This is a genomic window from Mycolicibacterium brisbanense (genome assembly GCF_001570425.1).
Classification (GTDB): domain Bacteria; phylum Actinomycetota; class Actinomycetes; order Mycobacteriales; family Mycobacteriaceae; genus Mycobacterium; species Mycobacterium brisbanense.
Genome location: NZ_BCSX01000051.1, coordinates 99,183 through 111,949 on the forward strand (window position 1 = coordinate 99,183; position 12,767 = coordinate 111,949).

Consider the following 12,767-nt stretch of genomic DNA (forward strand, 5'->3'; position numbering starts at 1 on the left):
CTGCGGCCACCCGACGCGCGTCGGGGGATCCGCCCTGATACACCGACGTATGGCTGGTGACGGGCATCACCTTATTGGCCAAGATTGCGATGCAGCCCGCAAAAGACAAGGAGGCCGGCATGGCCATCATCGACCCGACCAAGACCTGGATCCCCGTGGAAGAGCGTCTCGCCGCCACCACGAACCAGCGGCATCGTCAGGTGCTGAGCATCGTTGTCGAACACATGAAGGCCGAGGCCGAGCCCGACATGGAGCGGCTCATGGCCACCTTGGCTCCGAATCCGGACTACCACTTCTGGTACGCCAATGCCGATATGGGACCGAAGACCACCGAGGGGGTGCGCGCCTACTACGAGGCCTTCGTGGCCAGCGGTGCCAACCACCTCGTCTTCGAGATCGATCGCCTTGCCGTCGACGATGATCTGCTGATGACCGAAGGCTGGATGAAGATGATCTATCCCGGCGCGGCGGCCCAGGCGATCGGCGTCGAGGTCGACGATCCGGACGGCGACTATCTGCTGCTGTTCCGTCAACTCATCAACTGGCCGATCGACGCCGACGGCCTGATCGTCGGTGAGGACGCCTACCAGACCGGCCCGGTCAGCGTGACCAAGCTGAGCCAGGAAGAGCTGCCGCAGAAGTACATCGACCAGAAGCGCGCTGCCGCCGAAGCTCATGCCTGACCTAGTGCGCGACACCGTGGCGGGCATGCTGCTCGACCGGGTCGGCGACGAGCGGCTCGGCCTGCGCACCCGCGAGCAGGACTGGACCTGGGACCAGGTCGTGGCCGAATCGGCCGCTCGGGGTGCCCTGGCCCAGTCCCTGCGCCGCGACGGGCCCTTTCACATCGGGGTGCTGCTGGAGAACGTGCCCGACTTCCTGTTCTGGCTCGGTGGCGCGGCGCTGGTCGGGGCCACCGTCGTCGGTATCAACCCGACCCGGGGAGCCGCCGAGCTGCAGGCCGAAATCCGGTTTGCCGATTGCCAATTGATCGTCACGGACGCCGCGGGCGCGCAGCGGCTGAGCGGCCTGGAGCTCGGCTTGGCCGCCGACCGGTTCCTGGTCGTCGACACCGACGGATACCGCGACGCGCTCGCCGCGCATCGCGTGGTGCCCACCGTCGCCGCAGGCGTCGATGCCGGAACGCTGATGCTGCTGTTGTTCACTTCCGGCACCACAGGGGCGTCCAAGGCCGTCAGGTGCAGTCAGGGCCGGTTGGCGATGATCGCCCATGCCGCGGCCGAGAAGTTCGGCCATGTCCGCGACGACGTCGAATACTGCTGCATGCCACTGTTCCACGGCAACGCGATCATGGCGCTGTGGGCGCCCGCGCTGTCCGTGGGCGCCACGGTATGCCTCACCCGGGCGTTCTCGGCGTCGGGATTCCTGCCGGACGTCCGGTATTTCGGCGCGACGTTCTTCACCTATGTCGGCAAGGCTCTGGGCTACCTGATGGCGACCGAAGAACAGCCCGACGACGCGGACAACACGTTGCAGCGCGGGTTCGGCACTGAGGCATCACCCGACGACCAAGCCGAATTCCGGCGTCGCTTCGACGCCCAACTTTTCGAGGGATATGGATCGAGCGAGGGTGGCGGTGCGGTCGCGATCGCGCCCGACGCTCCCGCCGGAGCGCTGGGCAGGCCCGCACATCCGGGTGTCGCGATCGTCGATCCCGAAACGCTCAAGGATTGCCCACCAGCGGTTTTCGACGAACACGGCCGCGTGCTCAATCCGGACGATGCGGTTGGCGAGATCGTCGACAAATTCGGCACCCGCACCTTCGAGGGCTACTACAAGAACGACGAAGCCAACGCCGAACGCATCCGCAACGGCTGGTACTGGACCGGCGATCTCGGGTATCTCGACGAGCGGGGGTTCATCTACTTCGCCGGCAGGCGCGGTGACTGGATCCGGGTCGACGGCGAGAACACCTCGGCGCTGACCATCGAGCGCGTGCTGCGCCGGCACCCCGACGTGGTGGCTGCCGGTGTGTACGCGGTGCCGGATCCGCGCTCGGGAGACCAGGTGATGGCGGCTGTCGAGGTGGCCGATCCGTCGACGTTCGACACCGCAGAATTCGCCGACTACCTCGCCGGGCAAGCCGACCTCGGGGCCAAGGGCGTGCCGCGGTTCCTGCGGCTGTCGAAGAACCTGCCCGTCACGGGATCCAACAAGGTGCTCAAACGCGAACTGCAACAACAGCGTTGGCGCACCGACGAGCCGGTGTACCGGTGGGTGGGACGCGGCGCGCCGGTGTATGAAGCCATGGGCGACGATGCCAAGGATGCGCTGGACGCCGAGTTCGCGCAGTACGGGAGGCAGCGGTACCTATGACGACGTGGGACGAAGAGTGCGACGTACTCGTGGCGGGGTCTGGTGGCGGTGGGGTGACCGGCGCCTACACCGCCGCCCGCGAGGGGCTCGACGTGATCCTCGTGGAGGCCACTGACAAATTCGGTGGCACCACAGCGTATTCCGGCGGCGGAGGAGTCTGGTTTCCCTGCAACCCGGTGCTGCTGCGGGAAGGTACCGACGACACCATCGAGGACGCGCTGGAGTACTACCATGCCGTCGTCGGTGATCGCACCCCACGAGAATTGCAGGATGCCTACGTGCGCGGCGGCGCTGGTCTCATCGAATATCTCGAGGCCGACGACAACCTGAAATTCGCGGCGTTGCCATGGCCGGACTACTTCGGGAAGGCGCCCAAGGCACGCGCCGACGGGCAGCGGCACATCGCGGCACGCCCGCTCAAGGTGGCCAAGGCCCCGCATCTGCGCGAGCTGGTCCGTGGCCCGCTCGATGCCGACCGCCTCGGCGCCGAGCAGCCCGCCGACTACTTCATCGGCGGACGCGCTTTGATCGCCCGGTTCCTGAAAGCCATCGAGCAGTGCCCGAACGCGTCGCTGCGGCTCAACACCGCCCTGATCGAACTGGTCAGGTCCGACGGCCGGGTGACCGGCGCCGTCGTCGAATCCGGCGGACTGCGCCGGACTGTCCGGGCCCGTCGCGGTGTGCTGCTCGCCGCGGGCGGATTCGAGGGCAACGACGATCTGCGGGCCCGTTACGGCGTGCCCGGTACCGCGCGGGACACCATGGGGGCGTGGGGAAATGTCGGTCAGGCCCACGAAGCGGGCATGGCCGTGGGTGCCGACGTCGACCTGATGGACCAGGCCTGGTGGTCACCCGGACTGACCCACCCCGACGGCCGGTCGGTGTTCGCGCTGTGGTTCACCGGCGGCATATTCGTCGATCAGAACGGGCATCGCTTCGTCAACGAGTCCGCGGCCTACGACCGGATCGGCCGTGCCGTGCTACAGCGGCTCGCTGACGGCACGATGAAGCTGCCGTTCTGGATGGTCTACGACGACAAAGAAGGGCTCGTGCCGCCCATCAAAGCCACCAATGTCTCGATGGTGCAACAGGATCGCTACGTCGAGGCCGGGTTGTGGCACACCGCGGACACGCTCGCCGAGCTCGCCGGCAAGATCGGTGTCCCGTCCGAGACGCTCACCGCCACCGTCGACCGATTCAACGAGTTTGTCGCCACCGGCGTCGACGAAGACTTCGGCCGCGGTGACGAACCGTACGACCGCGCGTTCTCCGGAGGTGCTTCGCCTTTGGTGGCCATCGACCGCGCACCGTTTCACGCCGCCGCTTTCGGACTGTCCGATCTGGGCACCAAGGGCGGGTTGCGCACCGACACCGCAGCGCGGGTGCTCGACACCACGGGCACCGTCATCGACGGTCTGTACGCCGCGGGCAACACCATGGCCGCTCCCAGCGGCACCACCTACCCGGGTGGGGGAAATCCGATCGGCACCAGCATGCTGTTCAGCCACCTCGCGGTCAAAGACATGCTAGGCAGGACTGTGGGAGGTCCCGATGAGTGATATCCGTGAAATCGATGCGGGCACACCGATGACCCGGTTCGCCCGGGGTTGGCACTGCCTGGGCCTGGCCGAGGGCTTCCGCGACGGGCAGCCGCACGGCATCGAGGCATTCGGAACCAAGCTCGTGGTGTATGCCGACTCGACGGGTGCGCTGCACGTTCTCGATTCCTACTGTCGGCACATGGGCGGTGACCTGTCGATGGGAACCGTCAAGGACGACAATCTGGCCTGCCCGTTCCATGACTGGCGGTGGGGGAGCGACGGCAAGTGCAAGCTGGTGCCGTACGCGAAACGCACTCCGCGGCTGGCCCGGACCCGCACGTGGCCCACGTCCGAGGTCAACGGGCAGCTGCTGGTGTGGCACGACCCCGAGGGGTCGGCCCCGCCACCGGAGCTGCTTCCGCCGACCATCGAGGGCTATCACGACGGCATCTGGTCGCCATGGCAATGGAATTCGATCCTGATCGAGGGGTCGAACTGTCGCGAGATAGTGGACAACAACGTCGACATGGCGCATTTTTTCTATATCCACCATGCGTACCCGACGTTCTTCAAGAACGTCATCGAAGGCCATACCGCCAGCCAGTTCATGGAGTCGAAGCCGCGACCGGACTACGCCACCCGCGAACTCTGGGATGGCACGTACTTGCGTTCAGAGGCAACGTATTTCGGACCTGCTTACATGATCAACTGGCTGCACAACGATCTCGCGCCGCAGTTCACCGTCGAGATCGCGCTCATCAATTGCCACTACCCGGTCACCCACGACTCGTTCGTGTTGCAGTGGGGCGTCGCGGTCCAGCGGAATGCCGCACTGCCACCGGAGAAGGCCCACAAGCTCGCGGCGACCATGAGCCGCACCTTCGGCGACGGCTTCATGGAGGACGTCGAGATCTGGAAGAACAAGACGCGCATCGAGAATCCGCTGCTCACCGAGGAGGACGGCCCGGTCTATCAGCATCGCCGTTGGTACGAGCAGTTTTACGTCGATCTCGCCGACGTCCAGCCGGACATGACGGCACGCTTCGAGCAGGAGGTCGACACCACGCACGCCAACGACCTCTGGCAGCAGGAAGTCGCCGAGAACATGGCGGCGAAGGCGAGCACTACTGCCGGTTGATGCCGGGTTGGCCGTAAGCTGGCCGCGATGAACACCAGGCCACCACTGGACGTGACGGTGCTGCGCGACGGGCTGGCCGGCCTGCCGTGGCGGCGCGTCGACGTCGTCGAGGAAACCGGATCGACCAACGCCGACCTGCTGGCCAGGTCTGCCGCAGGCGAGAACATCGCCGGCCACGTGTTGTTCGCCGAATATCAGAGCCAAGGCCGCGGCAGACACGGCAGGCAGTGGTCGGCGCCCGCGCGCTCACAACTGTCGGTGTCGGTCGGTGTGGACGCCTCCGAGGTTCCCGTCGAAACGTGGGGCTGGCTCCCGCTGGCGACCGGTGTTGCCGTCGTCGATGCGGTCGCCGAGGTCACCGGTGTGCGCGTCGGCCTCAAGTGGCCCAACGATGTGCTGGTCGGTCCGGACGGCGGCAAACTGGCAGGCATCCTGTCGGAGGTCGCATCGCCGTCCCAGGTCATCGTGGTCGGACTCGGTCTGAACGTGACCATGACGGCCGAGGAGGCCCCCGACCCTCGGGCCACATCCCTGACGCAGCTCGGGGCTGCCACGGTGGATCGCAATCCGTTGGCGCAGGTGCTGCTGCGGCACCTGGCCGCTCGGATCGCTGCGTGGCGCCGAGGCGACCCCGCGCTGGCGGGCGATTATCTGAGCCGCAGCGTGACCGTCGGCACCCGGGTGCGGGCCATGATGCCCGGTGATCAGGCCGTGGTCGGTGTCGCCGAGACGATCGACGAGCTGGGCCGTCTGGTCATCGGCACCGGCGGCGAGCAGGTAAAGGTGTCCGCCGGTGACATCACCCATCTCCGTCCCGACGAACCGTAGGTGCTGCCGTGGGTTACCCGCAGAATGTGCTGGCCAACGACGAGCAGGTGGTCCTGCACCGGCACCCGCACTGGAAGCGCCTGATCGGCGCGGTGGTCGTCCTGGTGGTCGCCAGCGCGGTCGCGGCGTTCGCCGCCGCGGTGGTCAACACCACCGACTGGCAGTCGACCGCCAAGAACGTGTTGTTCATCGTGATCGGCGCAATCTGGTTGATCGTCGTCGGCTGGCTGACGGCCTGGCCGTTTCTCAACTGGTGGACGACCCACTTCGTCATCACCGACCGGCGGGTGATGTATCGCCACGGCGTGCTGACGCGCTCCGGCATCGACATCCCGCTGGCGCGGATCAACAGTGTCGAGTTCCGGCACGGCCTGAGTGATCGGCTGCTGCGCACCGGAACGCTGATCATCGAATCGGCGTCCCAGGATCCGCTGGAGTTCCACGACATTCCCCGCGTGGAGCGGGTGCATTCACTGCTGTATCACGAAGTTTTCGACACTCTGGGCTCTGAGGAGTCCCCGAGCTGACGGTTGCGCCGACCGGGCCTCCGTAGCGGTGTCACGGTGCCCGCCTGCCGCTGATGTTCCGCGTGATCCTCGAACGCCTCGGCGATGCCGCCACCGGTGAAGGTGGATTCCAGCGCCAGCTCGGGGTTGTCGACGAACTCGTCGGGGAAGACCCAGCGGCGGAACGCCCAGAAGCGGAAGGCCATCTGCAGCAGGTTGCCCAGGATGTAGGCCGAGATGAAGTCGGCGATGTTCTCGACCGTCAGCGAGACTTCCGGCACCCGCAATCCCAGCACGTAACTGGAGAAGTACAGCGGGAGCATCGACAACAGCACGCCAACCCCGCTGAACGCGAAGAACAGCAGCGCCTCGTGGTGGCGCTCGCGGCCGCCGCGGTTCTGGAAGCTCCATTCGCGGTTGAGGATGTAGGAAGCGATCACTGCGACGATGCCCGCGATGATCTTGGCGGTCACCGGTTTGGGCTCCAGCACCGTCAGCTTGAGGGTATAGAAGATCGCCGAGTCGATGACGAACGTCGTGGCCCCGACGATCGCGAACTTGATCAGCTCGTGATGACGTTCGGCGAACGGACGGACGAATCGCGGTAGTCGTGCGATCGTCGCATCGGCAAAGGACACAACTCCGCAGTGTACGTAAACAACCTGTCACTTGCCGCATCGTTGCCTGTCGCCAAGGCTTAGCAGCAGGTCAATGCGGTGGCCGTGACGAGCATGTGAATGCCGCATGACACGATGTACACCGTGCCGAACACACCCAACAGCCCGGTCGTCGCCATGATCGGCGGTGGTCAGCTCGCCCGGATGACACACCAGGCGGCCATCGCGTTGGGCCAGACCCTGCGGGTCCTGGCCCACGGGACCGACGAGCCCGCCGCCCAGGTCACCCCCGATGTCGTCATCGGGTCCCACACTGACCTCGATGCGCTGCGCCAGGCGGCCAAGGGCGCCTCGGTGCTGACCTTCGACCACGAGCACGTGCCCACCGAGCACCTGGAGAAACTGGTTGCCGAGGGGGTCACCGTGGCGCCCCCGCCACAGGCGCTGGTGCACGCACAGGACAAGTTGCTGATGCGTCGCCGTCTCGAGGCGCTGGGTGCCCCGGTCCCGCGGTACACCGAGATCACCTCGGTCGACGACGTCGAGGCGTTCGTGCGCCGGATCGATGGTCCCGTGGTGATCAAGACCATCCGCGGCGGCTACGACGGCAAGGGCGTGTCGATGGCCGATAACCTGGAGCAGGCTCGCGAGATCGTGGCGGGCTACCTGGGTGACGGGGTCCCGGTGCTGGCCGAGGAACGCGTCCAGATGCGTCGGGAGCTCGCTGCACTCGTCGCACGCTCGCCGTTCGGCCAAGGTGCTGCGTGGCCGGTCGTGGAGACCGTGCAGCGCAACGGCATCTGTGTGGAGGCCTACGCGCCGGCCCCCGGCTTGTCCGATGACCTGGGCGCCGAGGCGCAGGAACTCGGCCTGCGCCTGGCCAACGAGCTCGGTGTCGTCGGCGTGCTGGCAGTCGAGTTGTTCGAGACGGTCGACGGCAAGCTGATGGTGAACGAGCTGGCGATGCGACCGCACAACTCCGGGCACTGGACCATGGACGGCGCCGTCACCAGCCAGTTCGAGCAGCATCTGCGGGCGGTACTGGACTATCCGCTGGGCGACACGTCGGCCATCGCGCCCGTCACGGTGATGGCCAATGTGCTCGGCGCGCCCGAGACACCGGCCATGTCGATGGACGAGCGCATGCATCACCTTTTCGCCCGGATGCCCGAGGCCAAGGTGCACCTGTACGGCAAGGGGGAGCGGCCCGGCCGCAAGATCGGGCACGTCAACATGCTCGGTTCCGATGTGACCGAGCTGCGGGAGCGCGCGGTCCGCGCGGCGCATTGGTTGTCGCACGCGGAATGGACCGATGGATGGGATCCACACCGATGAGCGCTCGCGCGAAGAGGAGACACCATGGCGAGTGAGGCGAACCAGCCCCGCGTCGGGCTCATCATGGGCAGCGACAGTGACTGGTCGGTGATGTCCGACGCGGCCACTGCGCTGGCCGAATTCGACGTGCCGTTCGAGGTCGGGGTCGTCTCGGCGCATCGCACGCCCGGGCGGATGCTCGACTACGCCAAGGGCGCGGCCGACCGCGGCATCGAGGTGATCATCGCCGGCGCCGGCGGGGCAGCTCACCTGCCCGGCATGGTGGCCTCGGCCACCCCGTTGCCCGTGATCGGCGTGCCGGTGCCGCTGGCCCGGCTCGACGGCATGGATTCGCTGCTGTCGATCGTGCAGATGCCGGCCGGGGTGCCGGTCGCCACGGTCTCGATCGGGGGCGCCCGCAACGCGGGGTTGCTGGCCGTGCGCATCCTCGGCGCCGCCGACACCGCGCTGCGTGACCGGATGTCGGCCTTCCAGGCCGATCTGGAAGCCATGGTGCTGGCCAAGGACGCTGCCCTGCGCGATCGCCTACTGGGCGAGGGCTGACCTCGGCGCGGGATAGTGCCCGCGCCGGTCAATCGCCGATCAACCCGCGGATGCGGGGTGTCAGAGACTCGATCGGCTCATCGGTCGACATCACGACAACCGCGGTGCGACCGCCGCCACCCCGGTAGATCGGCCACGTCGCGGCCAGGGCCTCGGCCAGGTCGGCCCGTGGGTTGGGCACGTCGCCACGCAGCCATCGGCGCAGCACATGGTTGTGTGCGGCGACCACGGCGTTGGCGAACAATTCGGCGCGCAGGTCCGCCGTCCAGTCCCCGGTTTGCGCGGCCCTCAGGTGTTTGGTGAACAACCGCGCATACCGCGACACCACGGCTGTTTCGAAATCGCGCAGCGCAGGGACCGACCGGGTGAGCCGGTACCTGGTGCGGGCCCGGTCGCCCTCGGCGAGATAGTGCTCGAACACCGAGGTTGCCACCGCGATGACTTCGGCGGGGAGCGCCTCGGCCGGAACGGTCGATAATCGCTCGTCGGCGCGGCGCAGCAACGCTTCGTGATCGGGAAAGATCAACGCCTCTTTCGATCCGAACTGACGAAACGCGGTGGTGCGTCCCACCTGTGCCCGTGCCGCGATGTCATCGACGCTGGCGGCTTCGTACCCGCGTTCTTCGAACAGCTCGAATGCCGCGCTCACCAGGCGTTCTCGGGTGTTGGGCAGGCTGGGCATGGGCGCACCTCTTTCAGGTACTGAGTTCCGATGCTATGGTACTGAGTACCAAACGTAGCAGGGCGATGTACTCGATGAGCAGTCCGGGCAACGATGGAATCAAAGCGAGCCACGAGCTGAAAACGAAGGAGAAGATCATGGCTGCATGGGGCGGTAACCCGTCATTTGATCTGTTTCAGCTGCCGGAGGAGCATCAGGAACTTCGCGCGGCGATCAGGGCGCTGGCCGAGAAGGAAATCGCGCCCCACGCTGCCGATGTCGACGAGAACGCGCGGTTCCCGCAGGAGGCGCTGGACGCGCTGAACGCCTCGGGGTTCAACGCGGTGCACGTGCCCGAGGAATACGGCGGTCAGGGTGCCGATTCGGTGGCGGCATGCATCGTCATCGAGGAAGTCGCCCGGGTGGATTGTTCGGCGTCGCTGATCCCGGCGGTCAACAAGCTGGGCACGATGGGGCTGATCCTGCGCGGCAGCGAGGACCTCAAGAAGCAGGTGCTGCCGTCGCTGGCCGACGGGTCGGCGATGGCGTCGTATGCCTTGTCGGAGCGCGAGGCCGGCAGTGATGCGGCGTCGATGCGTACCCGCGCCAAGGCCGACGGTGATGACTGGGTTCTCAACGGCACCAAGTGCTGGATCACCAATGGCGGCAAGTCGACCTGGTACACCGTGATGGCCGTGACCGATCCGGACAAGGGCGCCAACGGCATTTCGGCGTTCATCGTGCACAAGGACGATGAGGGCTTCAGCGTGGGCCCGAAGGAACGCAAACTCGGCATCAAGGGATCGCCGACCACCGAGCTGTATTTCGAGAACTGCCGGATTCCGGGTGATCGCATCATCGGAGAGCCGGGTACCGGGTTCAAGACCGCGTTGGCGACGCTGGACCACACCCGCCCGACCATCGGCGCCCAAGCGGTGGGCATCGCGCAGGGTGCGCTGGATGCGGCGATCGCATACACCAAGGACCGCAAGCAGTTCGGGCAGTCGATCAGCGACTTTCAGGCCGTGCAGTTCATGTTGGCCGACATGGCGATGAAGCTGGAGGCCGCCCGGTTGATGGTCTATCACGCAGCCGCACGCGCCGAGCGCGGGGAGACCAACCTGGGCTTCATCTCGGCGGCGTCGAAGTGTTTCGCCTCCGACGTGGCCATGGAGGTGACCACCGATGCCGTGCAGCTGTTCGGCGGCGCTGGCTACACGGTGGATTTCCCGGTCGAGCGAATGATGCGTGACGCCAAGATCACCCAGATCTACGAAGGCACCAACCAGGTCCAGCGCGTGGTCATGAGCCGCGCCCTGCTCAAGTAAGCGTTCGGGGGAGCCTTCTTCCCGCGAGCAGACGTGAAAGTTCGCGACACGCCGCGTGTTGCGAACTTTTGCGTCTGCTCGGCAGAGAAGGCGAGCGATCAGTGCGGGCCGAGGTGCTGTTCGTGGCCGCGGGCCGACGTGATGGTGCGGTGGCCACTGAGGTGGCGAGCGGTGTTGATGAGCCCGACCAGGCTGAAAGCCTGTGGCGTATTGCCGATTTGACGCTGGGCGACGGTGTCGTATTCCTCGCTGAGCAGCCCGACGTCGTTGCGCAATGTCAGCAGGCGCTCGAACAGCTCGGTGGCCTCGTCGGTGCGCCCGATGCCTGCCAACGCATCGGCGAGCCAGAAGCTACATGCCAGGAACACGCCTTCGCTACCGGGCAGCCCGTCAGCGCTTTGGCCCTGGCGGTAACGCAGCACGAATCCGTCGTGACACAACTCCTTCCGCACGGCCTCCACCGTGCCGACGACTCGCGGGTCGTCCCACGGCAGAAACCCGACGCGGCCGATCAGCAACAGTGCGGCGTCCAAGTCCGGCTCGCCGTAGGACTGTGTGAAGGTATTGCGTTCTGCGTCATAGCCATTGGCGCACACGTCGCAGTGGATCTCATCGCGCAGCGCGCGCCAGCGGTCGACGGGGCCGTCGAGATGATGGTTGACGACCGTGCGCACCGCGCGGTCGACACCGGCCCAGGCCATCACCTTCGAATGGACGAACTGCCGCCGCGGGCCCCGCATCTCCCACAGTGAGCTGTCGGCGTCGCGCCAGTGGCCTTCCAGGTAGTCGAGCAGCGCGCATTGCACATCCCACGCGGTCTCGTCCACCTTCATGCCGGCTTCCCGCGCCAGATGCAGACCGTCGAGGATCTCGCCCCACACATCGAGCTGGAACTGCTCAGCGGCGGCATTGCCCACCCGTACCGGTCGCGAATTTTCGTAGCCGCCAAGCCAATCCAGCTCGTGCTCGGACAGCCGGCGCCTGCCGTCGAGGCCGTACATGACCTGCAGGTCGGCAGGGTCGCCTGCCACTGCCCGCACGAGCCACTCGCGCCACGCCTGCGCCTCCTCGACGAAGCCGGTGCCCAGCAACGCCTGCAGCGTGAACGTCGCATCGCGCAGCCAGCAGTAGCGGTAATCCCAGTTGCGGGATCCGCCAAGCTGTTCGGGCAGCGATGTGGTGGCCGCCGCGAGGATCCCTCCGGTGGGCGCGTAGGTCAGCGCCTTGAGCAGCAGCAGTGAACGCTTCACCTCGGACTTCCAGCGCCCGTCGTAGGTGCACCGCTGCACCCACTGCGTCCAGTACTTCCCGGTCTCGTTAAGGGCATCCTCGGCGTCGACCGGCTCCGGCCGGGGCAGGTGCGACAACTGGTAGGTGAGAACAAATGGGATGCGTTGGCCCGCAGTCACATCGAACTCCGCGACAGTGGACATGTCGTGTCCGCGGGTGGGTATCGGGGTGCGCAGCCACACCGCGTCGGGTCCGGCGACGGCAGTCAGATCCTCGCCGCGGCGGCGTACCCACGGCACGATGCGTCCGTAGTCGAAGCGCAGCCGAAGGTTCATCCGCATCGGTACCCGGCCGCGCACACCTTCGACGATGCGCACCACGTCGGCGGCGATCCCACGCGGCGGCATGAAGTCGATGATCCGTACTGTGCCGTCGTCGGTCTCCCACACGCTCTCGAGCACCAGGGAGTCGTCGAGGTACTGCCGGGAAGTGGCGGCCCCGCCCGCCGCGGGCGCCAATTCCCAACTGCCCGCGTGCTTGTCGCCGGAATTCCCGTCGTCGCCACCATCGGCCAGCAGTGCGGCGAAGCACGCCGGTGAATCGAAGCGGGGCAGACACAACCAGTCGATCGAGCCATACCGGCTCACCAGGGCGGCGGTCTGCAGATCGCCCAGCAGGGCGTAGTCCTCGATACGGGCCATCG

At 66.6% G+C, this 12,767-nt stretch carries 12 protein-coding genes; 9 read left to right on the forward strand and 3 right to left on the reverse strand.

What is annotated here, in order from left to right; translation table 11 throughout:
* Positions 1-119: 119 nt before the first annotated feature.
* The 6 genes from RMCB_RS29360 to RMCB_RS29385 are packed head-to-tail and all read left to right on the forward strand — an operon-like array spanning position 120 to position 6,371.
* Positions 120-683, forward strand: a complete 564-nt coding sequence (locus RMCB_RS29360; protein ID WP_062831682.1) for a nuclear transport factor 2 family protein — start codon at positions 120-122, stop codon at positions 681-683.
* Entirely contained in the window at positions 676-2,337 is a 1,662-nt protein-coding gene (locus RMCB_RS29365; protein ID WP_062831561.1) for a steroid-22-oyl-CoA synthetase, read from the forward strand. Before RMCB_RS29360 ends, RMCB_RS29365 begins: the two co-directional genes overlap by 8 nt.
* A complete protein-coding gene (locus RMCB_RS29370; RefSeq protein ID WP_062831562.1) occupies positions 2,334-3,896 on the forward strand; it encodes an FAD-binding protein in 1,563 nt (520 codons plus the stop codon). Before RMCB_RS29365 ends, RMCB_RS29370 begins: the two co-directional genes overlap by 4 nt.
* On the forward strand, positions 3,889-5,016 hold the full coding sequence (locus RMCB_RS29375; RefSeq protein WP_062831563.1) for a 3-ketosteroid-9-alpha-monooxygenase, oxygenase component: 1,128 nt from the start codon (positions 3,889-3,891) through the stop codon (positions 5,014-5,016). Before RMCB_RS29370 ends, RMCB_RS29375 begins: the two co-directional genes overlap by 8 nt.
* A 27-nt stretch (positions 5,017-5,043) precedes the next feature.
* Positions 5,044-5,844 carry a biotin--[acetyl-CoA-carboxylase] ligase gene (locus RMCB_RS29380; protein ID WP_062831564.1) on the forward strand — a complete coding sequence of 267 codons (801 nt, stop codon included), beginning with the start codon at positions 5,044-5,046 and terminating at the stop codon, positions 5,842-5,844.
* 8 nt (positions 5,845-5,852) lie between these two features.
* Entirely contained in the window at positions 5,853-6,371 is a 519-nt protein-coding gene (locus RMCB_RS29385) for a PH domain-containing protein (protein WP_029367806.1), read from the forward strand.
* On the opposite strand, the gene RMCB_RS29390 is transcribed toward RMCB_RS29385, so the two are convergent.
* Entirely contained in the window at positions 6,326-6,988 is a 663-nt protein-coding gene (locus RMCB_RS29390; RefSeq protein WP_029367807.1) for a GtrA family protein, read from the reverse strand. The two genes, RMCB_RS29385 and RMCB_RS29390, sit on opposite strands and share 46 nt — an antisense overlap.
* A gap of 114 nt (positions 6,989-7,102) precedes the next feature.
* On the opposite strand from RMCB_RS29390, the gene RMCB_RS29395 reads away from it, so the two are divergent.
* Together RMCB_RS29395 and purE are read left to right on the forward strand one after the other, a co-directional pair.
* Positions 7,103-8,302 (forward strand): 5-(carboxyamino)imidazole ribonucleotide synthase, encoded by a 1,200-nt coding sequence (locus tag RMCB_RS29395; protein ID WP_072278576.1) that lies wholly within the window; start codon positions 7,103-7,105, stop codon positions 8,300-8,302.
* Between the two features lie 24 nt (positions 8,303-8,326).
* Positions 8,327-8,845 carry a 5-(carboxyamino)imidazole ribonucleotide mutase gene (gene purE, locus RMCB_RS29400; RefSeq protein WP_062831566.1) on the forward strand — a complete coding sequence of 173 codons (519 nt, stop codon included), beginning with the start codon at positions 8,327-8,329 and terminating at the stop codon, positions 8,843-8,845.
* A 28-nt stretch (positions 8,846-8,873) separates the two neighbouring features.
* Here the strand turns inward: purE and RMCB_RS29405 are convergent, their stop codons facing one another.
* Positions 8,874-9,527 (reverse strand): TetR/AcrR family transcriptional regulator, encoded by a 654-nt coding sequence (locus tag RMCB_RS29405; protein WP_062831567.1) that lies wholly within the window; start codon positions 9,525-9,527, stop codon positions 8,874-8,876.
* Positions 9,528-9,664: 137 nt separating this feature from the next.
* Here RMCB_RS29405 and RMCB_RS29410 point away from each other — a divergent pair, with 137 nt between their 5' ends.
* Entirely contained in the window at positions 9,665-10,834 is a 1,170-nt protein-coding gene (locus RMCB_RS29410) for an acyl-CoA dehydrogenase (protein WP_062831683.1), read from the forward strand.
* 98 nt (positions 10,835-10,932) lie between these two features.
* Here RMCB_RS29410 and RMCB_RS29415 read toward each other — a convergent pair whose 3' ends face one another.
* Positions 10,933-12,765 (reverse strand): glycoside hydrolase family 15 protein, encoded by a 1,833-nt coding sequence (locus tag RMCB_RS29415; protein ID WP_062831568.1) that lies wholly within the window; start codon positions 12,763-12,765, stop codon positions 10,933-10,935.
* Positions 12,766-12,767: the final 2 nt, after the last annotated feature.